29 protein-coding genes are annotated in these 25992 nt (G+C 63.5%); 17 read left to right on the forward strand and 12 right to left on the reverse strand.

The window, feature by feature from the left end:
- Positions 1-68 precede the first annotated feature (68 nt).
- The 4 genes from IDT60_RS18090 to IDT60_RS18105 are packed head-to-tail and all read left to right on the forward strand — an operon-like array spanning position 69 to position 3891.
- Positions 69-1184, forward strand: coding sequence for a PP2C family protein-serine/threonine phosphatase (locus IDT60_RS18090; RefSeq protein WP_191080108.1), 1116 nt, complete (start codon positions 69-71; stop codon positions 1182-1184).
- Positions 1181-3151, forward strand: coding sequence for a glycosyltransferase family 2 protein (locus IDT60_RS18095; RefSeq protein ID WP_191080109.1), 1971 nt, complete (start codon positions 1181-1183; stop codon positions 3149-3151). The genes IDT60_RS18090 and IDT60_RS18095 overlap by 4 nt, the downstream gene beginning before the upstream one ends.
- Positions 3141-3473: an STAS domain-containing protein gene (locus tag IDT60_RS18100; protein WP_191080110.1), complete on the forward strand. Its 333-nt coding sequence runs from the start codon at positions 3141-3143 to the stop codon at positions 3471-3473. The genes IDT60_RS18095 and IDT60_RS18100 overlap by 11 nt, the downstream gene beginning before the upstream one ends.
- Positions 3466-3891 (forward strand): ATP-binding protein, encoded by a 426-nt coding sequence (locus tag IDT60_RS18105; protein WP_191080111.1) that lies wholly within the window; start codon positions 3466-3468, stop codon positions 3889-3891. Before IDT60_RS18100 ends, IDT60_RS18105 begins: the two co-directional genes overlap by 8 nt.
- Here the strand turns inward: IDT60_RS18105 and IDT60_RS18110 are convergent.
- Positions 3888-5147, reverse strand: coding sequence for a GAF domain-containing sensor histidine kinase (locus IDT60_RS18110; protein WP_191080112.1), 1260 nt, complete (start codon positions 5145-5147; stop codon positions 3888-3890). The genes IDT60_RS18105 and IDT60_RS18110 overlap by 4 nt on opposite strands.
- Positions 5148-5240: 93 nt before the next feature.
- On the opposite strand from IDT60_RS18110, the gene IDT60_RS18115 reads away from it, so the two are divergent.
- From IDT60_RS18115 to purM, 3 genes are all read left to right on the forward strand, one after another.
- Positions 5241-5555, forward strand: a complete 315-nt coding sequence (locus tag IDT60_RS18115) for a hypothetical protein (RefSeq protein ID WP_191080113.1) — start codon at positions 5241-5243, stop codon at positions 5553-5555.
- 68 nt (positions 5556-5623) lie between these two features.
- Positions 5624-7312: an amidophosphoribosyltransferase gene (purF, locus tag IDT60_RS18120; protein ID WP_164204527.1), complete on the forward strand. Its 1689-nt coding sequence runs from the start codon at positions 5624-5626 to the stop codon at positions 7310-7312.
- Positions 7309-8466, forward strand: coding sequence for a phosphoribosylformylglycinamidine cyclo-ligase (purM, locus tag IDT60_RS18125; protein WP_191080114.1), 1158 nt, complete (start codon positions 7309-7311; stop codon positions 8464-8466). Before purF ends, purM begins: the two co-directional genes overlap by 4 nt.
- A 77-nt stretch (positions 8467-8543) precedes the next feature.
- Here the strand turns inward: purM and IDT60_RS18130 are convergent, their stop codons facing one another.
- Both IDT60_RS18130 and IDT60_RS18135 read right to left on the reverse strand, forming a co-directional pair.
- Positions 8544-9323, reverse strand: coding sequence for a VOC family protein (locus IDT60_RS18130; RefSeq protein ID WP_191080115.1), 780 nt, complete (start codon positions 9321-9323; stop codon positions 8544-8546).
- 237 nt (positions 9324-9560) lie between these two features.
- A complete protein-coding gene (locus IDT60_RS18135; protein ID WP_164204520.1) occupies positions 9561-9794 on the reverse strand; it encodes a DUF3073 domain-containing protein in 234 nt (77 codons plus the stop codon).
- A gap of 274 nt (positions 9795-10068) precedes the next feature.
- On the opposite strand from IDT60_RS18135, the gene IDT60_RS18140 reads away from it, so the two are divergent.
- The 4 genes from IDT60_RS18140 (at position 10069) to IDT60_RS18155 (ending at position 13810) form a co-directional block, all read left to right on the forward strand.
- A complete protein-coding gene (locus IDT60_RS18140) occupies positions 10069-10713 on the forward strand; it encodes a septum formation family protein (RefSeq protein WP_191080116.1) in 645 nt (214 codons plus the stop codon).
- Between the two features lie 113 nt (positions 10714-10826).
- Complete coding sequence (locus IDT60_RS18145) at positions 10827-11651, forward strand: CPBP family intramembrane glutamic endopeptidase (protein WP_191080117.1); 825 nt, start codon at positions 10827-10829, stop codon at positions 11649-11651.
- 200 nt (positions 11652-11851) lie between these two features.
- Positions 11852-12916, forward strand: coding sequence for a spore photoproduct lyase family protein (locus IDT60_RS18150; RefSeq protein WP_191080118.1), 1065 nt, complete (start codon positions 11852-11854; stop codon positions 12914-12916).
- A gap of 57 nt (positions 12917-12973) precedes the next feature.
- Complete coding sequence (locus IDT60_RS18155; RefSeq protein ID WP_191080119.1) at positions 12974-13810, forward strand: hypothetical protein; 837 nt, start codon at positions 12974-12976, stop codon at positions 13808-13810.
- A 28-nt stretch (positions 13811-13838) separates the two neighbouring features.
- Here IDT60_RS18155 and IDT60_RS18160 read toward each other — a convergent pair whose 3' ends face one another.
- From IDT60_RS18160 to IDT60_RS18175, 4 genes are all read right to left on the reverse strand, one after another.
- Complete coding sequence (locus IDT60_RS18160; protein ID WP_191080120.1) at positions 13839-14417, reverse strand: recombinase family protein; 579 nt, start codon at positions 14415-14417, stop codon at positions 13839-13841.
- Between the two features lie 965 nt (positions 14418-15382).
- Positions 15383-15877, reverse strand: a complete 495-nt coding sequence (locus IDT60_RS18165; RefSeq protein ID WP_191080121.1) for a hypothetical protein — start codon at positions 15875-15877, stop codon at positions 15383-15385.
- Between the two features lie 510 nt (positions 15878-16387).
- Positions 16388-16969, reverse strand: coding sequence for a recombinase family protein (locus tag IDT60_RS18170; RefSeq protein ID WP_191080122.1), 582 nt, complete (start codon positions 16967-16969; stop codon positions 16388-16390).
- A gap of 311 nt (positions 16970-17280) precedes the next feature.
- On the reverse strand, positions 17281-17616 hold the full coding sequence (locus IDT60_RS18175) for a hypothetical protein (RefSeq protein ID WP_191080123.1): 336 nt from the start codon (positions 17614-17616) through the stop codon (positions 17281-17283).
- A 122-nt stretch (positions 17617-17738) separates the two neighbouring features.
- Here IDT60_RS18175 and IDT60_RS18180 point away from each other — a divergent pair, with 122 nt between their 5' ends.
- The 3 genes from IDT60_RS18180 to IDT60_RS18190 all read left to right on the forward strand — a co-directional run bounded on the left by IDT60_RS18180 (position 17739) and on the right by IDT60_RS18190 (position 19215).
- A complete protein-coding gene (locus IDT60_RS18180) occupies positions 17739-18200 on the forward strand; it encodes a hypothetical protein (protein ID WP_191080124.1) in 462 nt (153 codons plus the stop codon).
- Positions 18201-18372: 172 nt separating this feature from the next.
- Complete coding sequence (locus IDT60_RS18185; protein ID WP_223883797.1) at positions 18373-18696, forward strand: recombinase family protein; 324 nt, start codon at positions 18373-18375, stop codon at positions 18694-18696.
- Between the two features lie 96 nt (positions 18697-18792).
- Positions 18793-19215, forward strand: a complete 423-nt coding sequence (locus tag IDT60_RS18190) for a hypothetical protein (RefSeq protein ID WP_191080125.1) — start codon at positions 18793-18795, stop codon at positions 19213-19215.
- Between the two features lie 584 nt (positions 19216-19799).
- On the opposite strand, the gene IDT60_RS18195 is transcribed toward IDT60_RS18190, so the two are convergent.
- From IDT60_RS18195 to IDT60_RS18210, 4 genes are all read right to left on the reverse strand, one after another.
- On the reverse strand, positions 19800-20165 hold the full coding sequence (locus tag IDT60_RS18195; protein ID WP_191080126.1) for a YciI family protein: 366 nt from the start codon (positions 20163-20165) through the stop codon (positions 19800-19802).
- 243 nt (positions 20166-20408) lie between these two features.
- Positions 20409-21707: a vanadium-dependent haloperoxidase gene (locus IDT60_RS18200; protein ID WP_191080127.1), complete on the reverse strand. Its 1299-nt coding sequence runs from the start codon at positions 21705-21707 to the stop codon at positions 20409-20411.
- 631 nt (positions 21708-22338) lie between these two features.
- Positions 22339-22932: a PASTA domain-containing protein gene (locus tag IDT60_RS23600; RefSeq protein ID WP_370590703.1), complete on the reverse strand. Its 594-nt coding sequence runs from the start codon at positions 22930-22932 to the stop codon at positions 22339-22341.
- A complete protein-coding gene (locus IDT60_RS18210) occupies positions 22838-23629 on the reverse strand; it encodes an alpha/beta fold hydrolase (RefSeq protein WP_191080128.1) in 792 nt (263 codons plus the stop codon). The genes IDT60_RS23600 and IDT60_RS18210 overlap by 95 nt, the downstream gene beginning before the upstream one ends.
- Before the next feature lie 138 nt (positions 23630-23767).
- On the opposite strand from IDT60_RS18210, the gene IDT60_RS18215 reads away from it, so the two are divergent.
- Positions 23768-24652 (forward strand): class I SAM-dependent methyltransferase, encoded by an 885-nt coding sequence (locus tag IDT60_RS18215; protein ID WP_191080129.1) that lies wholly within the window; start codon positions 23768-23770, stop codon positions 24650-24652.
- Between the two features lie 14 nt (positions 24653-24666).
- Complete coding sequence (locus IDT60_RS18220) at positions 24667-24948, forward strand: iron chaperone (RefSeq protein WP_223883798.1); 282 nt, start codon at positions 24667-24669, stop codon at positions 24946-24948.
- 65 nt (positions 24949-25013) lie between these two features.
- Here IDT60_RS18220 and IDT60_RS18225 read toward each other — a convergent pair whose 3' ends face one another.
- Positions 25014-25508, reverse strand: a complete 495-nt coding sequence (locus tag IDT60_RS18225) for a DUF1801 domain-containing protein (RefSeq protein ID WP_191080130.1) — start codon at positions 25506-25508, stop codon at positions 25014-25016.
- A 44-nt stretch (positions 25509-25552) separates the two neighbouring features.
- Between IDT60_RS18225 and IDT60_RS18230 the strand changes: the two genes are divergently transcribed.
- Complete coding sequence (locus tag IDT60_RS18230; protein ID WP_191080131.1) at positions 25553-25990, forward strand: VOC family protein; 438 nt, start codon at positions 25553-25555, stop codon at positions 25988-25990.
- Positions 25991-25992: the final 2 nt, after the last annotated feature.

Below are 25992 nucleotides of genomic sequence, written 5' to 3' on the forward strand. Positions count from 1 at the left end.
GGCCAATCAACTCGCGGCGTCAGGCCTGTGACATGCCCCGGTGTCCTTAATACGGTAAAAGTAGAGCTATGCCATCCATGCCCGAAACACGTCGTGCCGTTGTGATCGAGGACGACCCGGACATCCGGGGCCTCCTGGTCCGGATCCTCGTCAAGCAGGGCTTCGAGGTCACGCAGGCCGAAGCCGGCCTCCCCGGTGTGGAAGAGGTCCGCCGCGTCCGGCCTGACCTGGTCACGCTCGACCTGAACCTCCCGGACCTGGACGGCCTGGAGGTCTGCAAGCTGCTGCGGGGGTTCTCCGATGCGTTCATCATGATGCTTACCGCGCGCACTGACGAACTGGACAAACTCACCGGCCTGGACAACGGAGCCGATGACTACATCAGCAAGCCGTTCAGCCCCCGGGAACTCCAATCCAGGATCAACGCCCTGTTCCGCCGGCGGGGCCAGTCCCCGGCCGTGGATACCGCAGCCCGCAGCGAGCTGGAGCGCGCCACCGAGGTCCAGCAAAGCCTGCTGCCCAAGGAGGACGTCCGGGTAGAGGGCTACGACCTCGCCGGCGTCTTCCGTCCCTCCCGCAGCGTGGGCGGGGACTTCTACGACTGGTACCCCACGCCGGAAGGCCTGCACCTGACGTTCGCCGACGCCATGGGCAAAGGCATGGGGGCGGCCCTGATTGCCGCCACTGTCCGGGCAGTCATGCGCTCCACCGGGCACCGCCAGGACCTCGACGCAGCATTCGCCTCGGCCGCCCGGACCATCGCGGCGGACCTCGACTCCTCCAACTCGTTCGCCACCCTCTTCCACGCGCGGCTGGATGCCGCGTCCGGCGTCGTTCGTTACGTCGATGCCGGCCACGGCCTTGCCCTGCACGTGACAGCGAACGGTGAGGTGCACCGTCTTCCCAGCGGCGGCCCGCCGGTGGGAGCGTGGGCGGACTCGGCATGGCCGCAGTCCGCCATCGGCCTCGCCCCGGGCGACGCCCTGGTGGTGGTCAGCGACGGCGTGCTGGACGTCTTCGACTCGGTGGAGTCGTTCACCCGGGCCGTGTACTCCGCGGCCCACGGCCAGAACTCCGCGCAGTCCGCCAGCGATGCCATCCTGGCACTGGCGCCTGCCGAAACGGCCGATGATGATGTAACCGTCGTCGTGGTGCGCCGCCTGGCCGGGGCTGTCGCGGCATGACCCGCTTCTGGACCCGCCTGGTGGTGGTCCTGACCGTTATCTTCGGCCTGAACTACGTGGCCTGGCGCTGGGCCGCCTCGCTGAACTGGGACGCCTGGTGGATCGCCGTGCCCCTGGTGGTGGCCGAGACGTATAGCCTGATCGACGTGATGCTGTTCGGCATGACGGTGTGGAAGCTGAAGATCCGCAAGGCGGCCCCCGCGCCGCCGCACGACGCCACGGTTGACGTTTTTATCACCACGTACAACGAAGACCTGGACATGGTGATGACCACCGCCCTGGCCGCCCAGAAGATCCGGCACCCGCACAGCACCTGGATCCTCGACGACGGCGCCCGCCCCGAGCTGGAAGCCCTCGCCGCAGAGCACGGGCTGGGGTATGTGACCCGCAGCGGGGACTGGACCGCCAACGTGCCGCGCCATGCCAAGGCCGGCAATCTGAACAACGCCCTGATGGTCACCCACGGCGAGTTCCTGCTCATCCTGGACGCGGACCAGATCCCCGAACCGGACATCCTGGAAAAGACCCTCGGCTACTTCACCAACCGCCGGGTTGCCCTCGTCCAGACCCCCCAATACTTCAGCAACGTTCCCGCGGACGATCCGCTGGGCAGCCAGGCACCCCTGTTCTATGGCCCCATCCAGCAGGGCAAGGACGGCTGGAACGCGGCCTTCTTCTGCGGCTCCAATGCCATCCTGCGCCGGGAAGCGCTGATGCAGCTGGGCCTGGTGGGCTACGTCAAGGAGACCGAAAAGAGCATCCGCCGCGCCCTTACCGCCTCACGCTCCGCCATCCGGCAGGCACGGAAATCGGCCGACGTCGGCACTCCCCTGGTCTCGGAAGTGCTGGATGAGGTGGAGGCCGCCACCCTTCAAGCGCAGGAGCAGCTGGCCGCCGGCGAGCCCCTGGGTGAGATCACGTACCGGGTCCGCCGCCGGGTGGACGCCGCCGTGCAGACCCTGGTCATGGCCGATATGTCCGCCCTGCAGGCCGACCTCGAGGAAATCGCCGCCATGGAGCTGGCCCATGTGGGCGAGGCCGGCGTGCCGGTGGTGGCCGATGACGCGGTACAGCGCATGGCCGCCCGCGACTGGTCCCCGCTCGGCGCGCTGGAATCCGTGCAGGCGGTCCTGGATGCCCTGAACGTGGAGCGGAACGACGAAGCCCAGCCGGTGATGCCGCTGGCCACCATCTCCGTCACCGAGGACATGGCCACCGCGATGCGGATGCACGCCATGGGCTGGGAAAGCGTCTACCACCACGAGATCCTGGCCTACGGGCTGGCGCCGGAGGACATCGCAACCATGCTCACCCAGCGCCTCCGCTGGGCGCAGGGAACCATCCAGGTGCTCCTCCGCGAGAACCCCCTGGTCCAAAAGGGCCTGAAGATCGGCCAGCGGCTGATGTACTTCGCCACCATGTGGACGTACCTCAGCGGCTATGCGGCGGTCATCTACTTCGCCGCCCCCATCATCTACCTGCTGCTGGGCGTCCTGCCCGTCACCAGCCTTAGCTGGGACTTCTTCCTCCGGTTCATCCCGTTTATGGTGGCCAACCAGCTGCTGTTCGCGGTGGCCGGGCGCGGGATCCCCACCTGGCGCGGCCAGCAGTACAGCCTGGCCCTGTTCCCCATCTGGATCAAGGCGTGCTCGACGGCGGCCAAGAACGTCTGGTTCGGCCGTCCCCTGGGGTTCGCGGTAACCCCGAAGGCCCGCCAGACCGGCGGCCCAAGCTGGAGCCTGATCCGGCCGCAGATCATTGTGGCGGCGCTGCTGGCTGTGGCCGCCGTCGTCGGAATTATCCGCCTCGCCACGGGACTGGCCGAGCCCCTTGGCACCCTGGTGAACGTGGCCTGGGTTATTTTTGACCTGGTGGTCATGAGCATCCTGGTTCGGGCTGTTTTGTATAAGGGCTACGAACCCGCTGGGGACGTTGATGCTGGAGAGAGGAAAGCCGATGGAGTTTAGCTACGAGGTCAAGGATTCGTACGCGGAGGTCAAAGCGGACGGGCGGCTGAACATGGTGTCCGCGCCCAGGCTGCGTGAGTTCGTCACCGATGTGATCGCAGGCGGTTCGTCACGGATTGTGGTGAATCTCGAGAACACGGCTTTTATGGATTCCTCCGGACTGGGCGCGCTGATCGGCTGCCTTAAGGCCGCCCGCCAGGCCGGCGGTGACCTTCGTATTGCGGCCGTCCAGCCGCAGGTCAAAATGGTGCTGGAGCTGACCAGCATGGACCGGGTGCTCAATGCCTACGCCACCCCCGAGGAAGCGTTCAGCAATGACTGAGGTCCTGGCGCAGCGCAGCTTCCGGGGCCTCGCTGCGGCAGAGGCCATCGAGTCCGTGCACGACGAACTGGACGGCCTCTGGAACGACGCCCCCTTTGTCCAGGCCATGGACCAGATGACGTTCACCACGGCCGTCATCGAATCGGCGTCGAACATCGTCCAGCACGCTCAGCCCGCCAAAGCCCAGCGGCCTGTGGAACTGGGGGTGGACATCAGCGTCCAGCCCACGCTCCTGCAGGCAAGGGTCAGCGCCTTCAACGCGAAGCCACCGTTCGGTCCCATGGAACCGGGAACACCGGATGACGAATCAGAGTCGGGCCGCGGCCTGGCGCTCATCGAAGCGCTGGTGACCACCGTGAGCTTCGAACGCCAGGACGGCACCAACACGTGGATCCTGTCCAAGACATCCCGGTCCTAGGGCCGGACTGCGGGTTCTGACAGTTCCCAGCTGAACAGGGCGGAGATGGTTGCCCCGCCGCCGGGCGTGCCCTGGATGTCCAGTTCCCCGCCGTGGGCGTGCGCGATCCGCTGGCAGGTCGCGAGGCCAAGGCCTGTGCCGGGGGCGTCCCCTGCCCGGTTCAGCCTCACCAGCGGTTCCACGGCACGCTTCCGGTCTGCGGGGAGGATACCCACGCCGTTGTCCGCGACGCTGACAGTCACCCCTTGCCGGGTGACGGCGGCGCCCACGGCGACCTTCAGGTCACGCTCGGGGCTGCGGTAGTTCAGCGAGTTAGCCAGCAGGTTCTGCAGCAGCATCCGCAGCTGGACCGGGTCTGCCAGCAGTTCCGCATCAGCACAGGAGATGCCGGATGCGAACCCGAGCTCCACGCCCAGATCGTGAGCGGCCTCTTCGGTCACGGCCAGCAGCGAAACCCTCTCCCGGCGAAGGCCCCCGTCCACGCGGGAGTATTCCAGCACGTCCTCGAGTGTCCTCAGCATGCGGCGTCCGCCGCGGCCGATGAACTCCAGGTACTCAAGGGCAGGATGGCCGGGCTGGATGTCCGGATCGTCCTCGGCGAGTTCCACGTATCCCAGAATTGTGGTCAGCGGAATGCGGAGGTCATGGCTTACACGCCCCGCGAACTCGCCGAGCATGGCGTTGCTGCGCTGCAGTTCCGCCAGCGCGTCGCTCAGCTGCAGCGTGCGGTGCTGAAGTTCCAGCACCTCCACCACCTGGCGGGCCAGCACTTCCACCATCCCGATCTGCTCCGCCGTGGGGCTCGCACTGCCCTCCGAGAAAATGCAGAGGGAGCCCAGCACAAAGCCTGAGGTTGTCTCCAGGGGTACGGACGCGTAGAACCGCACGCTGGCGATCACACCGGTGACAAACGGGTTGTCCACGAATCGCGGGTCTTGGGACGCGTCCGGCACCACGGTTGTCCGGCCAGCCAGGAACACCTTGGCGCACATGGAGTCGTCCCGGGAGCACACAGCCGGGTCCACCCCGGACGCGGCGATCTGCCTCTGCCGGTCATCGGTGATGATGTTGACCACGCTGTAGGGCACGCCGCACAACCGGGCGGCCAGCCGGACCAGGTTGGTGAGCGCGCCGGCGGCATCGCCATCAGCCAGCAACGGCGCCCCGCCGTCGGCCCCTGGATCCAGCCCGTAGTTCCGTATCGCCGCTGTGCGGTCCGATTCCGCCACAGCCGGCCCGTACACGACGGTATCCATGCAGTGCTGCCCCCTTGGTGTGTCCTAAGCCCCAGTCCTCCGCCGATCCTATCGGGCCACCCGGCAACCGTAATGATGAGTAGGCTAGATGGCATGCCTTCTGAAGAAACACCGGCCGAGCGCCGCGAGGTCACTGTCCGCCGGGCACCCAAGTATGTGCCGTTCCTCATCCTCGGGGCACTGGTGGGCGTGGCCGTGGCGGCAGTGGTGGCGTACGCGCTCCCCGGTGATGAAAGCTTTGACCGGGGCGCCGTGTTCGGCTTTTTCCTGGTGATGTTCGGCGGAGGCGGAGCGATCCTGGGTGCAGTGGCGGCTTTGCTCCTTGACCGGCGCAGCGTCAAGCGGCAGCAGCGCGCCGTAGTGGAGGCTGTCCCCGATTCCGAGCCCGACGACGATACCGGCAAGTAGACTTCTGCCCGGCGGTCACAAACGCGGGCCCGGAAAAGTCTTACCTCATCTCATGAGATAATCGACCAGTGGCACGCGGCGATGGAAAACTTTCTCATGATCTTCTCCCTGGCGAAAAAGGCCCTCAGGACGCTTGTGGCGTTTTCGGGGTCTGGGCACCAGGTGAAGAAGTAGCAAAACTAACCTATTACGGGCTGTATGCATTGCAGCACCGCGGTCAGGAGTCGGCTGGTATAGCCACCAGTGACGGCAAGCGGATCAACGTCTACAAGGACATGGGCCTCGTTTCCCAGGTCTTCGACGAGACCACGCTGAACACCCTGACCGGGCACCTGGCGGTGGGACACTGCCGCTACTCCACCACCGGAGCCAGCCACTGGGCCAACGCCCAGCCCACCCTCGGCGCAACCAGCACCGGCACGGTGGCCCTGGCGCACAACGGCAACCTCACCAACACCGCCGAGCTCAACGCCATGATCCAGGAACGCAACGGCGGCCAGCTCAGCGGTGAAATGAAGCAGGGCAACACCTCGGACACTGCCCTTGTCACCGCACTCCTTGAAGGCGAGGAGGGCAAGACCCTCGAAGAGACCGCCATGGAGCTGCTGCCCAAGATCAAGGGCGGCTTCTGCTTCGTCTTTATGGACGAAGGCACGCTCTACGCGGCACGCGACACCTACGGCATCCGCCCGCTGGTCCTCGGCCGGCTGGAACGCGGCTGGGTTGTCGCTTCCGAGCAGTCCGCCCTGGCCACCGTCGGTGCCAGCTTCATCCGGGAGATCGAACCGGGCGAATTCATCGCCATCGACGAGGACGGCGTGCGTTCCAAGCGCTTCGCCGAGCCGACGCCGGCAGGCTGCGTTTTCGAATACGTTTACCTCGCCCGCCCGGACGCCGCCATCTCCGGCCGTTCCGTGTACGAGTCCCGTGTTGAGATGGGCCGCCAGCTGGCCCGCGAAAACACCCAGGAAGCGGACATCGTCATTCCCGTCCCGGAGTCCGGCACACCTGCCGCTGTGGGTTACGCCGAGGAATCCGGCATCCCGTTCGCGCACGGCTTCGTCAAGAACTCCTACGTGGGCCGCACCTTCATCCAGCCCTCCCAGACACTCCGCCAGCTCGGTATCCGGCTCAAGCTGAACGCGCTAGAGTCCGTGATCCGCGGCAAGCGCGTTGTGGTGGTGGACGATTCGATCGTCCGCGGAAACACCCAGCGCGCCATCGTCAGGATGCTCCGCGAGGCCGGCGCCGCATCGGTGCACATCAAGATTTCCTCCCCGCCGGTCAAATGGCCCTGCTTCTACGGCATCGACTTCGCCTCCCGGGCGGAACTGATCGCCAACGGGGCCACCATCGAGGAAATCTCCCAGGCCATCGGCGCCGACTCGCTTGCCTACATTTCCGAAGACGGCATGATCGAAGCCACCCGGCAGCCCCGGGAACGGCTCTGCACCGCCTGCTTCACCGGCAAGTACCCCATCGAGCTCCCCAGCTCGGACAAACTGGGGAAGAACCTGCTGGAGCGCACCGACCTCGGCGGCCTCACGCCGTCTCCCGCTGCCCTCCCCGGTGCCACAGCCGCACTGGCCGTTCCCGCCGTCGACAGCGACGAGGACCCGGCCGGCAAGGCCGGAGCCACCGGCTGCGATCCGGGACCGGACGCCGAGTTCGAGAACCTTCTCACCGAAGCTGACCTTGTGCCCGAGATTCACCACGCAGCCACCACCCCCGGCGCCGACAAGAAAGAGTCCGTATGACTTCCGCAACCCCCGCCTCCGGGAACGCCGCCGGCATCACCTACGCTTCTGCCGGCGTTGACGTTGAAGCCGGCGACCGCGCCGTCGAGCTGATGAAGGGTGCCGTGAAGGCCACCCACAACTCCTCCGTCATCGGCGGAGTGGGCGGCTTCGCCGGACTGTACGACGTCTCCAGGCTGCTGACGTACAAGCGCCCGCTGCTGGCCACGTCCACCGACGGCGTGGGCACCAAGGTTGCCATCGCCCAGGCCATGGACATCCACGACACCATCGGCTTTGACCTGGTGGGCATGGTAGTTGACGACATCGTCGTAGTGGGTGCCGAGCCGCTCTACATGACCGACTACATCGCCTGCGGCAAGGTTGTCCCGGAGCGCATCGCGGACATCGTCCGTGGCATCGCTGCGGCCTGCTCAGTGGCAGGAACCGCTTTGGTGGGCGGCGAAACCGCCGAGCACCCCGGCCTGCTGGGCGAACACGAATACGACGTCGCCGGTGCTGCCACCGGTGTGGTGGAAGCCGCCGACCTGCTGGGCCCGGACCGCGTCCGTGCCGGCGATGTTGTTATTGGCATGGCGTCCTCAGGCCTGCACTCCAACGGCTACTCCCTGGTCCGCCGCGTGATCAACCACGCCGGCTGGGCCCTGGACCGCCAGGTCTCCGAACTCGGCCGCACCCTGGGCGAGGAACTGCTGGAACCCACCCGTGTGTACGCCGCGGACTGCCTGGACCTGGCCCGCACGTTCCCCGTCAACGGCTCCGCCGGAAATGCGGCCGTGCACGGGTTCAGCCACGTCACCGGCGGCGGCCTGGCGGCCAACCTGGCCCGCGTCCTGCCGCAGGGCCTCGTGGCCACGGTTGACCGCGCCACCTGGGAACTGCCTGCCATCTTCAAGCTGGTCTCCGAACTGGGCAACGTCCCGCTGGCCGACCTGGAGCGCACCCTGAACCTCGGCGTGGGCATGGTGGCCATCGTTTCAGCCGAGGCTGCCGACGCCGCCGTGGCCCGCCTCAACGACCGGGGCCTGCCGTCCTGGGTCATGGGCACGGTCACGGCCGACTCGGACTCCATCCTCAAGTCCGGCCCGGACTACGTCCAGGGTGCCAAGGGCGTGGACGGCGGCGCCGTCCGTTTGGTCAACGCCTACGCCTAACCCCCACCGAGTGCTCCGTAACTGCCCTTTGAAGCCTCAAAACGGCGCCTACGGAGCACTCGATGCGTTTAACAGGTCTAAACCTCCAGCAGGCTGAACTCGCCGCCCTGCGGATCCTTGAGCGTGGCCGTCGCACCGGGAGTTTCATCGTCGTCGGACTCCGGCGCGATCAGCACCTCGGCACCGGCCGCCACAGCCCTCCGCACCGCGTCAGCCACGTCGGAGACGCCGAAGTAGATCTGCCACCTGGCCGGCGCCGCGGCCGCGACTATCCCCGCCACCTCCGCACCGTTGACCATCAGCGTCGAGTAGGTGCCGCCGTCGTCCTGGGGGTACTCGGTCACCTCGTGGCCGAACAGCTGCTGGAAGAACCCGACGGCGGCCTGCGGCTCGGGCGTCAGCAGTTCCGTCCAGGACAGCGCGCCAGGCTGGTTGTACCGGCCGGTGCCGGTGTGCGTTCCGGGCTGCCACACCCCGGTTGTGCCGCCGCCGGGAGGATCCACAAACACCATGACACCCGTGTCACCCACTTCCTCGGGACCAAACTCCACGGACCCGCCGGCATGGGGAACTTCCTCGGCAAGCCCTGCGGCGTCTTCTGCCGCGAAGTAGATGTTCCACTGGGCGCGGGTGCCCAGCGCCTCCTGATGGGGGTTCTGAGGGGCCACCACGGCCACCAGGTCCTCACCCGCAAACGCCTGCGCATAGCTGCGGCCATCGGGCGTGGGCAGGTCCTTGAACGTCCAGCCGAACACCGCCGTGTAGAAGGCCTTGGCAGCTTCCACGTCCCGGGTCTGGACGTCAGCCCAGCACGGTTCGCCGTGGCGGAAGCGCGGAGACGGGGAGTTCTCTGTCATTGTGAGGTCCTTTCGCGGGCGGCACATCGCATCAAGACTCCAGTCAACACCAAAAAGCCCGCCACCTGCACCGGATTCCGGCGCAGGCAACGGGCCTGATAACTGAGGCCAGCACCTCGGATCCGTCTGGATCAGGGGTACTGGAAAAGAAGCGCTGTACCAGCGAACAGATGTGGCGTCCGAGTGTACTGCGGTGTCACGGGACCGGCTGCCTTGCGGCGGAACCGGCTGTGACAGCTAGCCGATCCGACGGGTGTGTACCTCGTCGTCGTCTTCTTCCAAATCATCCGCGTACTTATCCACATAAGCCGAATAGTCCGGTTCAACCGGGTCATTCGCGAAATGGCTCGTGGCACGACCTTCACGGCCCTTGAGCTCGCGCTGGAGGGCTGAATAGTCAGTGTTCGGGGAGTAGTACTTAATGTCCCGAGCCTGCTTTGTAGCTTTTGCCTTTTGACGGCCGCGCCCCATGGCGTGACCCCCTTTTGTACTCGGACCGGAGGTGGTCACCTTTGGCTATCGGTGAGGCCCCGGAATGTTTGGTCAATTTGTCGTACACCTAGATTACATGCTTTCGGTGGCGGGTGCTTGCCAGCTTGTGGGTCCACAGGCCATGTCGGGTACCCTTTCCCCCGCGGACAGCGGGCTTCCCGGCTTTTTTCTTGGATAGAGTCTCTTCAACAGATGCCGCTCCGCGCGCCCGGAACGGCATTCCAAAGCGACTGAACCCGGGAGGATCATCCGGATGGACAGCCAGGAACAGCGCCGCATTCCGCCCAGGCCTGCCGCGCCGCCGGCCGCGGGATTTCCGAAGGCGGCAGGACCCGTTGCCCCTGCGGCGGATCCGCCGGTAAAGCAGCGGCGCGCCGTGTCCACCCTCCTCAAAGCAGTGTTTGTTGTGGTCCTGCTGGGTGTTGTGGGCGGCCTGGTTTGGCTCGCCAACTGGCTTGGTTCCGAGCCGCCTGCCACCTCCTCCTCGGATCCCGGCTCGGGCATCGTGGAAACGTCGCCCACTCCGCTAGCCACCCCGCCCGCACTCCCGCGGGAAGGCGTGACGCCTCCGGACTACCGGCTGGGAGACTGTTTCAAGGACTTTGACCCTGAGGCGCTGCGGTCAACTGTGGTGGCCTGCGATGCCCCGCATTCCGCCCAACTGGTGGCCGTGTACCGTTACCCGGGCAGCGATCTGTATCCGGGCCGGGAGGCCCTCGCCGCCAAGGCCTTGGAAGCATGCCAGGCGGCGAAGCTGGCACCGGCGGCCAATGACTACACGCTGAACTTCCAGCGTGCGTACCCCAGCGGCACTAGTTGGGACTCGGGCGACCGCCGCGTGGACTGCTATGTGACGGCCGACGCCGGAAACGTCATTAACGCCAGCGTGCTCCCCTAGGGTTTCAAGGGAGCACGACGGCGGCGCGGCAGTCCCAGCCTGCGCCTCCACTGGTGCGCAGGCGCGCAGGGGCGGACAATTGGTGCACCTTACAGTGACTGTTTGGAGCCATCATGCGCAGTTCATCTGGCTGGCTAAGACACCACAGGCTTCTGGCATTCTTTGTCCTGACCTACGCAATTTCCTGGGCATCCTGGCCTGCGTACGGTGCAGGGCTGATTCCCCGTGTGGAGTTCCTGCCTATCGGCCCGCTTGCTGCGGCAATCCTTGTCATCGCCGTCGCCGAGGGCCGTGCCGGCTTCCGTGCCTGGGGACGGCGGCTCGTCCGGTGGCGCGTCGGTTGGGTCTGGTATGCCGTCGCGCTCCTTGTTCCGGTGGCACTTGTTTCGCTCACCGGGCTGATAAACATGGTTCTCGGGGCTCCGGCTCCGGGCCTTGCGCAGTTGACGTGGAGCGGGCTGCTGACTGTCTTCGCCGTCCGGCTGGTTAATCCTCTTGACGGGCCGCTGGGGGAAGAGCCCGGGTTCCGCGGCTACGCCCTCCCGCTGCTGCAGGCGTCCCGCAATCCCCTGCTGTCCGCGACTGTTCTCGGCGTGCTGATTGCCCTCTGGCATCTGCCACTGGTTATCTTTGGCGGGCTGAGCCTGACCGGCCTGCCAACGACGTTCGCCATCACCTTCCTCTACGTATGGCTGTTCAACCGCACAGGCGGGAGCGTTCTGCTGACGTTCCTGTTCCACAACAGCCAGGGAACCTTCACCATGGGTTCCTTCGGATTTACCGGCTCAGACGCGGGGCGGGCGGAGCTGATCTACTTCGTGGTCGTCGTCCTCACGGTTCTGGCCACTCTGGCGCTGGACCGCCGGGCCTGGCACAAGGCACCCCGCCAGGCTACCGCCGTCGGGCGCTTCCCCATCCACGTCAGGAGGAAACAATGACCTCACCACTTGCCCCGGCTGCGTGCTGTTCGTTGTGGCGGGCCTCCTTGGCTATAACGCCGGGCTGCCGCCTTACGGTATCCCCATCGGCATGGCCATGGCCACACTGGGATGGTGGATTAGCCGCTCGGGCGCGCCGGCGGCGCAGGCACGAACGGCTTCGTAACGCCCGGGATGGCACTTGGCAGCAGAATGGATCTATGGAATTCAACCGGCTGCTGCAGATCCGGCGCGTTTACGCGCAGCCAGCGGCACTGGAGCTTCCCCGCGGGAAGGAGATCATCGGACGCTGGCCGGATGCCGACGTCGTCCTTGTCGACAATCACTGGAACATCCCGGAACTGCACGGCGATGAAACGAACGTGCAACGCTGGTCCCGTATCAAGACCGAGGCGCTGGTCCTCGGCGTCAAGAAAGCGCTGACCGTCAAGCCGAACGGCCGGTCCGCGGACTTCATTGCGCCCTCAACCGCGAACGGCTGTGCCATGGCCTGCGCCTACTGCTACGTTCCCCGCCACAAGGGGTACAGCAACCCGGTGACGGTGTTCGCGAATATCGACCAGATTGCCCGGGCGGTCGAGCGGCACGTCACGCGCCAGGGCATCAAGCTGGAGCCCAACCAGTGCGACCCTGAGCTCTGGGTCTACGACATCGGCGAAAACAGCGACTGCTCCGTGGACGCGCTGATCAGCGATAATGTGGAGGATCTCGTCACGCTTTTCTGCGATCTGCCCACCGCTAAACTGTCCTTCGCCACCAAGTTCGTGAACCCTGCCATGCTCGGGTGGGACCACGGCGGCCACACCCGGGTCCGCTTTTCCCTGATGCCGGCGGACCTGGCGAAATCGATTGACGTGCGGACCTCGCCGGTGGCGGAACGCATGGCTGCCATCAATGACTTCGTCGAGGCCGGGTACGAGGTGCACGTGAACTTCTCCCCGGTCATCATCACGGACACGTGGCTCCAGGCCTGGGAGGAGCTGCTGGGCCAACTCGATGCCACGCTGACCGACGCCGCAAAAGCCCAGCTCGCCGCAGAAGTCATTTTCCTGACCCACAACGAGCGGCTCCACGAGGTCAACCTGGGATGGCATCCGCAGGCCGAAACCGTGCTGTGGCGGCCGGACCTGCAGGAATCGAAGGTCTCCTCCAACGGCTTCACCAACGTCCGCTACCGGTCAGGCACCAAGGCAGGCTATGTGCGGCAGCTGACGGCGCTTATCAACAAGATCACACCATATTGCCGCGTCCGCTACGCCTTCTGAGGCACTGTTTCCGCAGGCCGCACGTCGCCGACGCGCTCGCGCTAAACTGAACCGATCATGACAGGTGCGCCCCGTCGTCTTCTTGCCTGGTTCGCCGTGCTGGCGACCCTCCTTACGGGCTGCACACCGGCGGCCGGCTCCGACGCGTCCGGCACCAATCAATCAGTCGCAGCGTCCCCCGCAGCAGTCGATGTCGATCCTGCCCCTCGGCAGGCCGTTGCCCCTCCCCCGGCGCCAGCGTCTGCCCCCGCGCCTGCACCGCCCCCCGCGACTGCCCCTGCCGTGGAGCCTCAAGCGTTCGCCCTGAACCTCTACCAAGAGGGCGATTTCGTGCCGCAGTACACCTTCGACTGGTGCGTTGCGGCGAGCATCCAGATGGCGCACAACCTCATCGATGACACGGGTGGCGGGACGTGGACCGACAGCGCCCAGCAGGGTGAGCTGTGGGAGATGGCGCGGGCACGGTCGTCCAACTCCTTCAACGGCGCCAACCCGTTGGGCTGGGCGGAGGTTCTGACCGAGGTGGGGATGGGGCCCTACAAAGTGGTCAGCATCGCCGACTACGGGGATGCGCTGCAGACTGCGGCGCGCGCCATCGCGGACACTGGCCGGCCGGTGGGGCTGGTCATGTGGAGCGGCCGCCACGCGTGGGTGATGAGCGGGTTCGAGTCGCTCGGTGATCCCGGCCAGTTCCCGGATTTTACGGTCACCGGCGTCCGCGTCCAGGATCCTCTCTACCCGCACGGCAGCGGGCAGTGGGGCCCTTCGCCCGAGCCCAACAGCCTGCTCTCGCCTGAGCAACTGGCGACGCAGTTCGTGGTCCGCGAGCCACGACGCTGGAGCAGCGATTTGCCCGCCGGGTACCTGCTGGTGCTGCCGGTCGCCGGGACCTGATTACGCCGTCGCACTCCGGCACTGGACGTCATGTGGAGCGTCGTCGTTGGATCTCACGGTAGATCGTGGTCCGGGACACCCGGAACAGCTCCGCCAGCTCAGCCTGAGTGTGCTCATCGGCGTCGTACAACTTCAGCAGAAGCTTCCGCTGGGTCGCGGACAATTTGGGCTGCTTGCCTTTCAGCCGCCCCCTGGCCTTGGCCACCGCCATCCCTTCGCGGGTCCGCATCCGGATGAGGTCCGACTCAAATTCGGCAACCATTCCCAAGACGTTGAACAGCAGCCGGCCTACCGGATCGGTGGGATCGTGGGTGCTGCCGCCAAGGCTGAGGACCACGCCCTTGGCCGTTAACTCGTCGGCGATGTCCCTGGCATCAGGCAGGGATCGCGCCAGCCGGTCGAGTTTGGTCACCACGAGGGTGTCACCGTCCCGGCAGGCAGCCATTGCTTCACGGAGCCCGGGGCGTTCGCGATTTGCCCCCGTGAGGCCGTGGTCCACGTAGATCCGCTTCTCGTCAACACCGAGGGCGAGCAAAGCATTGCGCTGAGCGGTGAGGTCTTGTTCATTTGTCGAGACCCGATCGTACCCGATCTTAATTCCCGTCATGATAATCATGTTGCATTAGTCACCCGGCGTCCGTACAGGCCGATCGTGCGGGTCTTACGAACACGCTTCTGACCAGCGCTTATGGTTACAAGTGTCAGTTTCAGAAGGCGTCTGCACAAATTTCAATACCCGTCTGCACAGCCGTTGGATGGCAGAAAAGCCCGGGCAGACACACGCTAGCGGACCGGCTTACGGGACGATGTGCGGCCGCGCCTCTTACGGGACAATCTGAGAGCTTTGAGGAGCAAGGGGATGGCATAGTTTGGAGCGGTTGGCAGGGGGCCTTGGCGGCTTGGCAAAGTCCTTCCAAAGTAGATCTGATCAAGGGAGTTGTCTTGTTTTTACTCGCCACACTGCTCTTAATTGCGCTAGCGTTCGGCGCATTAGCCCTGATATTTGTTCCCGTGTTTCGTGCGAGAGAGTTCGACAAGAAGCACATACCAAGCCGGAACTGGATTCTGGCGGGCGTGTTAATCGCCTTAGCAATATGCCTTGGCCTCTTCGGTCTGCCGACGCTAAGCGTGTAGATCTAGAGGGCACCGGGGCAGGCCCGGCCAGTGAAGGTTCGGCTCACGACCTCGCCAAACAGTGCAGCGACACCACACAATCTTCCGAAGTCAGTCGTTGCGCTTCTGTCGTCTCAGGATGCCGATAAGAACCAGTGCCACCAGTGCTGCTGCGCCGCCTATGACGGACGTTATCCAATCGCTTCTAATCGCCGAGACGACGAGGGAGGCAAGGGCGAGGAAAAGTGCGATGAACAGACCTATCGATACAACCTTTCATTTTGCGGGCTTCGCAAACTTATGGCCTGACCGAACGGATATGGATTTCATTGACTTCCCTTTGTGCAATCCGACGAGCTCCTATGCTGACACGGAAGGAGCCCACCGCAAAGAGCAGCTCGTACTCCGCCCGGTAATGGTTGCCTTACCAGACGTCGATGGTGCCGCAGTGCCGCAAAATCAAGAACGGTCAACGTCATCCTCTTCATATCGAAACTCGTATTGAAGGTCTCTAATCATCTTTCTAGAAAGAAACCAGGCGAGGACAGCGGCAATCCCAGCTAATCCCGCCCACCACAGACGCTCAACCGTGGGATTCAGTAGGGCGAAAAAAATGAAAAGGACAGCAGCACCCGCGAACACGATAGCTTGCGCGGTCCAATAAATGGTGCCCCGTTTCACTGTCGGATGAACCCAATCCGATGTCCATCCTTTGAAGCGGTGGTCCATACGTCCCCCTGTTTGGGCTTGGCGCTGATCACGGCGTTTCTCTTGTTCCTCGTAGTTAGGATCTCGCGTATAAGTCTTGGACCGCCGACGCTCCTTCGCCTTATCGACCAAATGGGTCACTGCGACCAGGGCAGCACAAAGAATGATCACAGCGAAGACGATCACATTAATTAGGAGCAAAACGTCGTCCGGAATCCCGCTCGTGTTGAAAGCTGTGAGCTTCATAGAGTGATCGAACCCTAAACATTCTGACGCCACAAGTCCCTTGGGGACTGTCCGATTTTCGTGGATCCACGGTTGGCATTTAGTTGATTCCTCCTTCGAAGGTGATGGCGGAGGAGGTCAGGGCCGGTGGGGAAATGTCCTCTGGCCAGCCAGGACTGCGCGCCGGTAGCGGGCGATTCGGTGGCGTTGGTGCCGCGAAACTGTCCCGTTGAGGGTTCCGCTTACGGAAACACAAGTGCGGTGCAGACGACTTCTGACATTCCGTGCAGGCGACTTCTGAAAATGACATATTTGTAGGTCGGTCAAAAACGACCGTTTCTGACCCGCCTTCGGCACGCCTCCTGTCGTTTTCAGAAGTCGTCTGCACTCGCTCCCGCGGAATTCCGGGGTAGTGCAGACGAGTACTGACATGGAGATGTCACAAGTCCCCTGCACGGAATTGCATTCCGCTCAATAGTCCCGTGCACCAACCGTCACTTTTCAGAAGTCGCCTGCACTAAAAAGCAGCGACTATTGCGTCGAAGGACCCGTCGCGCCTGCTGCCGGGACCCACCGGTAGAGCGTCGGAACGGAGACGCCGAGGCTCGTGGCCACTTCCCGGGGCGGTGTTCCCTGGTTGAGTAGTTTGCGGGCTGAGCGGATCTTGGCTTCCGTCATGATGCGTTTGCGGCCGCCGACCCGTCCTTGTTCGCGCGCGGCCAGCAGCCCGGCTTGGGTGCGTTCGACCATGAGCTCCCGTTCCATCTGGGCCAGGGATGCCATCACATTGAAGAAAAAGCGCCCGGAAGCCGTGGTGGTATCGATCGCGTCGGTGAGGCTGACGAAGCCTACGCCGCGGTTGTTTAGGCCGCCGGCGAAGTCCAGGAGGTCTTTCACGCTCCGGCCCAGGCGGTCCAGCTTCCACACCACCAGGGTGTCACCGTCGCGCAGGGTGTCCAACGCCTTGTCGAGTCCGGGGCGGTGAGACTTGGTGCCGCTGATCGTGTCTTCGTAGATTTTGTCGCATCCGGCCTTCTTCAGAGCGTCGATCTGCAAGCCCAGGTTCTGGTCCCGGGTGGAGACTCGGGCGTAGCCGATTCGGTGTGCGGTCATGGGGGTGTTCTCTTCTCAAAACTCAGTCCGATGCGTTGGTTCGACTGTACAGTTTTGAGAACTATTTGTGAGAACGACCGGCCCTGAACTCGACTTTTCGTCACAACGGCGGTTTTCCGGAGGAAAATGCTCCGTTTGCAACGGGTCACTGCGAACACCACGATTCTCAAATCAACCTGTTCTTGAAATCCTTCGTTTGCGAGAGCCGTCGGACGGGTCGGCTGGTCCGGTAAGCGTTCCTCACTTGGGCCGGCTTACAGCCTTGGCGTTTTCGACGTATGCGACAGCAATCAGCGCCAAGCAGGCTCGAATCAGGGCTGCGGGATCAGGAAGTGCGCGACGACTGTTAGGACCAAAATTACCGGCACGGCGAAGACGACACTTCGGGACATACGGCCCAGCCCGATGTTTGCCCGGGGCCAAAGCAGTAGCCCGACGATGACAGTCGCGAGCAGTGCGGAGAGGATGCCTGCGCTGATCAGCGATGCACGAACAGGCAGCAAATGCGGAGGGCACATCGCGGGACTGGTCGCACATCCCCAACTAGGCAGGGCCGGCTGCGCAATCCAGAGGACGAGCAAGCCCAAAAAAACGACGCAAGCCGCGACTACAGGTGAGCGCCTGGCGCTGTTTGTCTGGCTGGTCATGTTGCCAGATTATCGATCAGTTCTCCCGTTGCACGACGACACAAGCGCGGCGGGGCGTAGCAGAAACCCGTAGAGAATCCCGATTAGAGTAAGCCGCCCTTTTCGGGACTTAGGATCGGGTCATGCTCATATCTACAACTGGAGTTGTATACGCCGCTGAAGGTTCGGTGGTTCTGGATGTTGTGCCGCCGCCCAGAACGCTGGCCGAGGCCATGGCAGCCCGTGGCCATGATGAGGGACGGGAATTTAACGAGATCCTCTTTGAGACCGGCGTCAACAGGGGGCCCGTCGAAGTACAGATTGAAGTCTTGCCGGCTGAGCCAGCAGAGGACACTACGGTTGAATGGGAAGAGGCTTGGGAAGACTTCGATTTTGAGCTGCCCCTGGGCACGGTGAATCTTTATGGTCCAACGATGGGTGATGTGCTCAACATCGGCACCATCGAGGAACCCTCGGTCTACAGGTTTCGGATTCAGGCGAATGGTCGGAGCCGCATGAGAGATCTGGTAGCCACAGAAGCCGTGGAGAGCTATCTTGTCCAAGTTTGGATAGTCGAGCAGCAAACTGGGAAGAACGTACCTTAAAAGGTTCCCGCCTACGTACACACAGTCGCAGTGCAGACGACTTCTGACATTCAGTGCAGGCGACTTCTGAAAATGACACCTCCGAAAAAAGTCGAAAAAGCACTCCTACTCTTAGTCAAAACTGGTTGCCGAAAAGAAAGTCGGTCAAAAGGGTGATGAGAGGGTTTTTGACGTGCCTAGGAACATAGTCGGCTATGCGAGGGTCAGTACTCGTGGTCAATCGCTCGATTCGCAGGTAGACGCCTTGGTAGCGGCCGGAGCAGTCCGCGTCTTTCAGGAGTACGCGTCCGGGGCTACCCAGGCAAGGGCACGATGGAAGGACTGCTTGGATTACCTACAGCCGGGCAACGTGCTGTTGGTCGCGGACCTGACCAGGCTAGGCCGTAGTACTTCCGACCTTGCGGACATCGTCACAGTGCTGGGCCGGCGGGGGATCGCTGATCGCGCAGCCTGGGTGACAATTAGTGCTGCGAAAGGCGGCCCTTTGTCGCATTGATTCAGAGCCGCGTCTGTCTCTGCTCACGGAGTCCGTCACGCATACTGACGGTATGGATTCAAGGTTTTCGAATGTCTTCCGCTCCTGGAGTGGGTCTTGAGGAAATGGCGCCGACTCGCGCAGGGACTTAACCTTGCGATTCTTCTTGGGTTCTTCACGCTCTTCGGGATCCAAGCGCACATGGTTTTTTCGAATATCGCCCAGTACGAATCGCGGGGTCTGGTGGTCGACAATGACCTTGGCCAACGCGGGCTGGCATTGAGCGGACTGTTCGTACTCGTCGTCGCGGTGCTCGCCCTACTCTCCATTCGATATTTGCTCCGAGCCAGAATCCTAGGATTCGTATTGCATGCGGTCCTGTGGTTTGTGTTGCTACTGCTTGGTATCAGCACTTGGCTTGCCTTCGGCAGAGAACTTGGCGGGGTCGGCATCGGAGTGCTGCTAGTCTGTCTGGCCGGCACCGCTTACGGTGCGGCGTGCGCCAGAATTGATGCCCGGCTCCAGAAACAAGTGCTGTAGCTCCTTGATGCTGGTCTCACCCATATGGCCCCGGTCGGGTCCACACCGGGCATCTCACCTCATCCCAGATGAAGGAAGCACTCCGAGTGGCGTCCGGTAGAGGTTCCCGTTCTGGTCTTTGCCCGTTCCATGAGCAAGAAGGGCTATGCAATGAGGCGGTCAAATCGCAAGCGGCAATTGCCAGAACGACCATCTTCATATCCTCCCAATAAGACACGCGGCAATTGCCAGAACGACCATCTTCATATCCTCCCAAGAAGAACGGGCCGTGGCCCCGCTAGATCTTGAATCCCGGCCTTCGAGCGACGACTGAGCCGCGTGTCCCGTAGAGGGCTCCGCCAGTGACCGGACCTTTGAGTATCCGACCTGAATTTGGGGTGGCGAGTACCTGGATTTTCTCGTGAACACTATCCGTACCATTGCCATGTCCAGCGTGGGAACAGGCATCGATGCCGGTCCGGAACGGCCGAAGCCGCCGCGGCCCACCACCAACGCAGTCACTGCTACGTCCAACCACCCCGCCTTGGAAGGTGGCAGGGCGCAAGGCTCCCGCAGCGATTACCGGGTCAATTCGGACACGTCGTTCAAGTGGCTTGGTGATCTCCCGGATCTCCTTGGAATTCCCGGATCTCCACCGGGAGCATCGTCGCACCAGCCAGCTTCTTCCCCCATTCCAGAGCGGAATCCAGATCCGGGGCCAGGATGATGGAGAGCCCGCCGAGATGCTCCTCGCCCTGAAGGTAAGGGCCAGCCGAAGTGATCACGTCGCCGCCGCTAACGCGGGTCACCACTGCCGCGACAGGTTGGTCCAAGCCTCCGGCGAAGACCCATGCACCCGCGGCCTTGAGCTCGCTGTTGAAGGCGTCCACGTTCCGCATGATGGGTTCCAGAATCTCCGGCGGCGCCTCACCACCATCGGGTTGCTGAATGCTCAGCAGAAAGTGCTTCATATGCTGATACCTCCATGCTTGGGTGGGCCGCAGACTTCTTCGCAATCAACTGCCCCACTGGTGGGATGACGGTGCTGGACCCTTTGAACATTCTGAGCGGTGGAGGGGCTGGTCGAAAATGACTGTGCCCCACGCTTGGAACCCAACCGATGCCCCGGGCCAACTTACGGCAGGGCGTCACCCTCTGACCACAAAATGAACCACTTCGATTGGGGGAATTGCTCGAGCAGTCGCAGGACCCTGTTACTTACATGGCGCCGGCTGGAAGTAGTGACTGCTGAGCCACAACGCCACCTCGTTGCCGATCTCGGCGCCCTGTACGTCGGCGGTGCGGAAGTGAATGCCGCCCCAGACGCGAGCATCAACGATCTCCTGTATCGCCGCGGAGAATCCGTCGAAGTGTCGTGGCTCGCCCGGGAAGCGACCGGAGTTCACGTCGAAGGCGACCTCGTCCATGCCGAAGAACTCCTGCGCCGCGTAGAGAGCGGCGCCGCTGACGCATCCGTGACCGGACGGGTGGTCGGAGAACGGCGGAGTGCCGAGCGGCGGGACGGTTGCTGTCGATGGATCGAAGAGCGGTTTCCATGTCGGATCGGCTTCCGTCTCCGGATTGCCGTCGGTGTCGGCTTCGCGGATCGCCGCCATCGGACGCCAGAAGTTCCAGTAGGACTTGTCGTTCCAGCAAGCGACCGCGCCATCAGCGGCGGCGAGGTTGGTCATCGCGAAGAGCCGAGCCGCGTCGGCCAGGTCGAGTCCGTGCTCCACGGCGAGGCTGCGGAACACGCCGTTCCAGAGTGCCACCGGCGGTGCTTGCCAGAAGATGGCCGCGGTGGTCTGGTCGTCGGTTCGAGTGGTACTGACGAGAGCACCGATCTCCTTGACCTCGTTGAAGTCCGCTGTGTACTCGGCACTCCTCAGCGGGTTAGGACCCTCCGAGCGGAATTGGTCGGGATTCTCCATGATGAATGGTTGGAGATTGGCCACCCAGGCGTCCGGATCGAGCGCACCGGGCGCGACGGGCCGCCAATCGCCGGGATCGGGTCCGATGTCGAACTGGAACGGGGCCATGAACCCGTCATCGGTGCGCGCGAGGATCATCGCCGCCGCGGCGGACTCACCGGCGGCGATTCCTTCGCCCTTGTTCGGGCCGTCGGTGACGTCCGCGAGCGTTGCTTCGTACGCAGCGTCGAGGCCAGCCACTTGGGTCGGCGGGACCAGAGTGACGAGCACGTGGTGTGCGGCGGTCGAGATCGCCGCATCTAACGATGCCTCCGGCCCGACGCCGACCGAGTCGCCGTCGAGCAGATACGGCTGGTATCCGCGGTCGATGGCGTTCACTGCGTCGTACACCGCGCCCTGAACCATCGCCATGCCGCGGAGCTGGCCGTGAGCCGTGGGACGCAGTGGGGTTACGTGGTCTTGGGCGATGGTGTTCCACTCGATGAGGACGTCCGTGTTCGCCGGCGCCGCGTTCCGTGCGTTCGAGGCTCCGGCGCTCGAGACTCCCGGTAAAACGAGTGCGGCGGTCAGTGCCGGGATCAAGCAGAGCGCCCACCGTCGGCGTGGACCGTTCCTCGACGTCCGCGATGGTCGCCTGCGATGATCGTACGCGTTGCTGTTCGTCATATCGTCGGTCCTTCCGTCGTCGGAGCCATTTGAAGCGGACCCGACGGAGTCGACATCTCATGGGTGCCCGACACCGGCGGCACGCGGCCGACCGAGGTCAGCGCGATGCGCAATCGGTGCGGTTACTCCAAGGGTGATCCTCCGCCAGCGCGTTGTCCAGAGGAACCGTGTCCGGCAGCCTATAGCAAGCCGCGCTGCGCAGGATCGACTCAGGGCTGCGGTATCAGGAAGTGCGGGACGACTGTCAGGACCAGGATTACAGGAACCGCGAGGACGACGCTTCGGTACATGCCTCCCAGCCAGGTGCTTGCCCGGGATGGCCGAAGCAATAGTCCGATAATGACAGTCGCGAGCATTGCCACGAGGATGCCCGCACTAATTAGCGACGCACGAACAGGCAGCAAATGCGGCGGGCACATCGCCGAAAGGCTGACCGCACATCCCCAACTCGGCAAAACAGGCTGGCCCCAGAAGGACGACACATGCCGCGACAACCGGAGGAGGTTGCGTGGATAGGCCAGTTACTTACAAGTTCACTCGACTGTCTTCACTCGTCCTTCCCAGCCTCCGCATGGCTCTCAAGTGAGGGAGTCGGCCCGCTCTTGTGCTCCGGCACGTCGCTTCGGGCTTGACCGTCCTGAACGAAAGTAATCCGAATTTGGCTCCCCCGCTCAAGGACTGACCCAGCGGAAGGATCTTGGGACGTCACCCAGAACAGCCCCGGCCACGTGCGCGAACGGAGCCCTGGCCCGTCCGGGTCCCCGGTTGCAAGACCAAACCCAATGTCTGACGCCATCTCTTGTGCAATATGCACAGGCTGCCCAACAAGATCGGGAACAGTCAGCGTCTGACGTTCCGCCATCGCTGCATCTCCTTTGACCCCGAACAGCTGGAACGGTAAAACCAAACTTTGTTCACACCAGAATACCGCCGGTGACTCAGCAGCGGACATTGCCGGCCCGGAGCGGAAGTGCTCGAATGCAGCTGGGTGCCGGTCAAAGTGGAATCCCTTGTCAGTCGAGCCCTGACGAATTGCCGGAGGTCGGTCACTCGTCTTCTGGTCGACCGCGATCGAGCCAGTCGCCGAACAACGCGGCGAGTAGTTCGGGCCGTTCGTGCATGAGCGCATGGCCGGCGTCATCGATGACAGCCAGAGTCGCGTGCGGGTAGTGTTCGAGCAATTCGGCCGCGTCGGCATACCCGACGACCGAATCGCGTCGTCCCGCCACGACCAAGGTCGGCGCAGAGAAGACGGTCGACCCGACGTCGACCGTCCACCCGGCGAAGATACGTCCCAGCGCAGCCTCGTCCACAAGTGCCGTACCCGGCGCAACGCAGTCACGGTACCTGCGAGCTGTGACCCGTGTGCGCAAGACGAAGTAGTCATCGAACCCCGTCCGCTGTGCAGGTTCGAGTTCGTCGTACGCATCGGCGTCCTGGCGGACCACGTCGAGGTCAGGCACGCTTCGCGCCTGCCCGGCAAGGGGGCACAACAAAGCCAGGCCGAGCACGATGTCTGGCCGCTGCGCAGCCACTCCACGAGCCAGATAGGCTCCGTACGAGTGCCCGAGCAGCATCACCGGTCCCGCATCCAGATGATCTATGAAATCGCCGAGCAGCGTCACCACATCGTCGTTGCAGTTCAAGCCGCCGGCTGTCGAAAGGCCCATCCCCGGCAGATCAGGATAGATCCGCCTGTATCGTGTGTCGGGAACGATGGCCTCGATCGCCGCCTCGATCTCGCGATGATCAACACCGGCGCCGTGCAAGGCAACGAGCGGCACGCCGGCCCCATGCTCGACGTAGTGGACCAGGACGTCGTTGATCCGGCACTCCATTCCCACACCCTAATATGCCGTTGACGCGAACCGCGCAAGGAATCCAGTTGAAGATGGCGGGCTGGCGAACCGCTGGCCTAAGCGTGGCGTTCCCTTCGCGTTCGCCGGACTGTACGCAGCGCGTTGTAATGTGATGGCGTGATCGTCCCTAACATTTCCCAGAACGCTGCGGCGGTGGCGGATCACTACGACGAGCTCGATCCGATTTATCGTCGTGTGTGGGGTGAGCATGTCCATCACGGGCTATGGTCGACGGGTCGCGAGACCCCCGCCGACGCCGTCGAGGCGCTCGTCGACACGGTCGGCGATCGGCTGCGCCTTGTGCCCGGAGAGGCGTGCGTCGACATCGGCTGCGGCTATGGCTCCACCGCGAGGCGGCTCGCGGTGGCACACGGGGTTCGCGTTACCGGGTTGACGCTTTCCTCTGAGCAGGCCCGCTACGCCGCCGCGCATCCCGTACCCGGCGTGGACGTCCATCTCCGCGACTGGCTGGTCAACGGACTGACCGATGCCTCGGCCGATGCGGCATGGGCGATCGAGTCGAGCGAGCACATGGTCGACAAGCCCAAGTTCTTCTCCGAGGCCCATCGCGTGCTGTCGCCCGGTGGCCGCTTCGTTGTCTGCGCATGGCTCGCCGAGACTAATGCGAGCGGTTGGAAGGTTCGCCATCTGCTCGAGCCGATCTGCCGCGAGGGGCGCCTGCCGTCGATGGGCACGCGCGAGGAGTATGAGGCGATGGCTATGGCAGCGGGCTTTGCCATCGATGGCTATGAGGATGTCAGCCACCGCGTCGCGCGCACATGGACGATCTGCGCCCGTGGGCTTGTGAAGGCTTTGCTTGCCGATCGCGAAACCCGTCGTCTCGCCCTTGGCGCACGCAATCGCATCTTCGTTCTGAGCATCCCCCGCCTGATCCTCGCCTACCGCACCGGTGCAATGCGCTATGGGATATTCACGCTGTCGAAGGCGAGGGAGAACGAGGCGCCTCGCGAACCCGGCAAATCAGCGGCTATGGATAGGTGAAAGGGGAGACCACCGTGACAGCGAATTCAATCACCGAGTACATCAACCAGTACGACGGCGATGTGCGGCATCGGCTGCTGACCGTGTACGAACTGATCCGGTCGGCCGTGCCCGCTGAAGCTGTGGAGTCGATCAGTTGGCGTATGCCGACCTTCAAACTCGGCACTGAGCCGTTGTTCTTCTTCACCGGAACAAAGCGCCATATCGGGTTCTATCCGACGTCAGACGCGATCGCGCATTTCTCGAGAGCTGGCCGCATACGGAACCACCGAGCACGCTATCCAGCTGCCCCATAGTGCCCCGCTCCCGACCGAGCTCATCGGCGAGATTATCGCGTGGCGGCTACAACAGCTGAGGTTAGTCACCGCTTCTTGCCAACGCCCGGCACGGACGTAGCCTGTCTCATCCACGCCACGATCTGGAGTTCGTCGACGTCGTCAATGGACTCGAGTTCCACACCCCGCGTTGACTTGCCCATGCCCACCGGAGTCACCGGCGGCACAGGCTCCAGAGCGTCACCATTCACAAACATGAGCTTCACATGGCGGGCAAAACCGCCGCAGCTGAAGCACCATCCGTCGCCGACGCCGTAGTAGGACATACCCCACTTCACGGAGCGCCGGAGATCAGGCAGCGTCCTTGCCGCCAGAGCATCCACCGTCTCTGCGATGCCGCGCTGCGGCTGAGGCAGGCTGGCGATATACGCGAAGACCGGCTCGTTGCCGACTGCCGCTTTCGCGGGGCTGGCCCTGCCGGTCATGGCCGCCGGCAGCGTGGTGGCGGCGTCGACATGTGCTGCGCTGCCCGTGTCCGCCGGCTTGTGGGCTTCCTTCTTACCGGTCTCCCTGCTGGTCATGGAATTAAGTATTGCTGATCAGTCCGCCTTGGTAGCTTTCAGGCATGGCTATCAAACTTGAGAATGTGGGTATCGCTGTTCGGGATCTTGAAGCAGCAATCGCTTTTTTCACCGATCTCGGCCTCGTGGTCATCGGCCGTGACACAGTCAGCGGCGAATGGACCGATACCGCCGTTGGACTTGATGGTAACCACGCCAACATTGCGATGCTCCAGACCCCGGACGGGCATGGTCGCATCGAGCTCTTCGAATACATCCATCCCAAAGCGAACGAGACCAACCCGACGCGTCCCAACGACATTGGCATGCACCGTGTGGCCTTCTCGGTCGACGACATCGACAAGGCCCTGGAGGTAGCAGCGAAGCACGGATGCCATCCGCTACGCGGGGTGGCGACCTACGGCGACGTCTACAAACTCACGTACCTCCGCGGGCCCAGCGGAATCCTCGTGATGCTCGCCGAAGAGTTGAAGAAAGACTGATG

The organism is Pseudarthrobacter sp. BIM B-2242 (assembly GCF_014764445.1).
Taxonomy (GTDB): Bacteria; Actinomycetota; Actinomycetes; order Actinomycetales; family Micrococcaceae; genus Arthrobacter; species Arthrobacter luteus_A.

What these genes read in the sequence shown, in the direction of transcription:
- IDT60_RS18090 (WP_191080108.1), top strand. Translation starts at nt 69, where the DNA reads ATGCCATCCATGCCCGAAACACGTCGTGCCGTTGTGATCGAGGACGAC.
- IDT60_RS18095 (WP_191080109.1), top strand. Translation starts at nt 1,181, where the DNA reads ATGACCCGCTTCTGGACCCGCCTGGTGGTGGTCCTGACCGTTATCTTC.
- IDT60_RS18100 (WP_191080110.1), top strand. Translation starts at nt 3,141, where the DNA reads ATGGAGTTTAGCTACGAGGTCAAGGATTCGTACGCGGAGGTCAAAGCG.
- IDT60_RS18105 (WP_191080111.1), top strand. Translation starts at nt 3,466, where the DNA reads ATGACTGAGGTCCTGGCGCAGCGCAGCTTCCGGGGCCTCGCTGCGGCA.
- IDT60_RS18110 (WP_191080112.1), bottom strand. Translation starts at nt 5,147, where the DNA reads ATGGATACCGTCGTGTACGGGCCGGCTGTGGCGGAATCGGACCGCACA.
- IDT60_RS18115 (WP_191080113.1), top strand. Translation starts at nt 5,241, where the DNA reads ATGCCTTCTGAAGAAACACCGGCCGAGCGCCGCGAGGTCACTGTCCGC.
- purM (WP_191080114.1), top strand. Translation starts at nt 7,309, where the DNA reads ATGACTTCCGCAACCCCCGCCTCCGGGAACGCCGCCGGCATCACCTAC.
- IDT60_RS18130 (WP_191080115.1), bottom strand. Translation starts at nt 9,323, where the DNA reads ATGACAGAGAACTCCCCGTCTCCGCGCTTCCGCCACGGCGAACCGTGC.
- IDT60_RS18135 (WP_164204520.1), bottom strand. Translation starts at nt 9,794, where the DNA reads ATGGGGCGCGGCCGTCAAAAGGCAAAAGCTACAAAGCAGGCTCGGGAC.
- IDT60_RS18140 (WP_191080116.1), top strand. Translation starts at nt 10,069, where the DNA reads ATGGACAGCCAGGAACAGCGCCGCATTCCGCCCAGGCCTGCCGCGCCG.
- IDT60_RS18145 (WP_191080117.1), top strand. Translation starts at nt 10,827, where the DNA reads ATGCGCAGTTCATCTGGCTGGCTAAGACACCACAGGCTTCTGGCATTC.
- IDT60_RS18150 (WP_191080118.1), top strand. Translation starts at nt 11,852, where the DNA reads ATGGAATTCAACCGGCTGCTGCAGATCCGGCGCGTTTACGCGCAGCCA.
- IDT60_RS18155 (WP_191080119.1), top strand. Translation starts at nt 12,974, where the DNA reads ATGACAGGTGCGCCCCGTCGTCTTCTTGCCTGGTTCGCCGTGCTGGCG.
- IDT60_RS18160 (WP_191080120.1), bottom strand. Translation starts at nt 14,417, where the DNA reads ATGACGGGAATTAAGATCGGGTACGATCGGGTCTCGACAAATGAACAA.
- IDT60_RS18165 (WP_191080121.1), bottom strand. Translation starts at nt 15,877, where the DNA reads ATGAAGCTCACAGCTTTCAACACGAGCGGGATTCCGGACGACGTTTTG.
- IDT60_RS18170 (WP_191080122.1), bottom strand. Translation starts at nt 16,969, where the DNA reads ATGACCGCACACCGAATCGGCTACGCCCGAGTCTCCACCCGGGACCAG.
- IDT60_RS18175 (WP_191080123.1), bottom strand. Translation starts at nt 17,616, where the DNA reads ATGACCAGCCAGACAAACAGCGCCAGGCGCTCACCTGTAGTCGCGGCT.
- IDT60_RS18180 (WP_191080124.1), top strand. Translation starts at nt 17,739, where the DNA reads ATGCTCATATCTACAACTGGAGTTGTATACGCCGCTGAAGGTTCGGTG.
- IDT60_RS18195 (WP_191080126.1), bottom strand. Translation starts at nt 20,165, where the DNA reads ATGAAGCACTTTCTGCTGAGCATTCAGCAACCCGATGGTGGTGAGGCG.
- IDT60_RS23600 (WP_370590703.1), bottom strand. Translation starts at nt 22,932, where the DNA reads ATGACGCCGGCCATGCGCTCATGCACGAACGGCCCGAACTACTCGCCG.
- IDT60_RS18210 (WP_191080128.1), bottom strand. Translation starts at nt 23,629, where the DNA reads ATGGAGTGCCGGATCAACGACGTCCTGGTCCACTACGTCGAGCATGGG.
- IDT60_RS18225 (WP_191080130.1), bottom strand. Translation starts at nt 25,508, where the DNA reads ATGACCAGCAGGGAGACCGGTAAGAAGGAAGCCCACAAGCCGGCGGAC.
- IDT60_RS18230 (WP_191080131.1), top strand. Translation starts at nt 25,553, where the DNA reads ATGGCTATCAAACTTGAGAATGTGGGTATCGCTGTTCGGGATCTTGAA.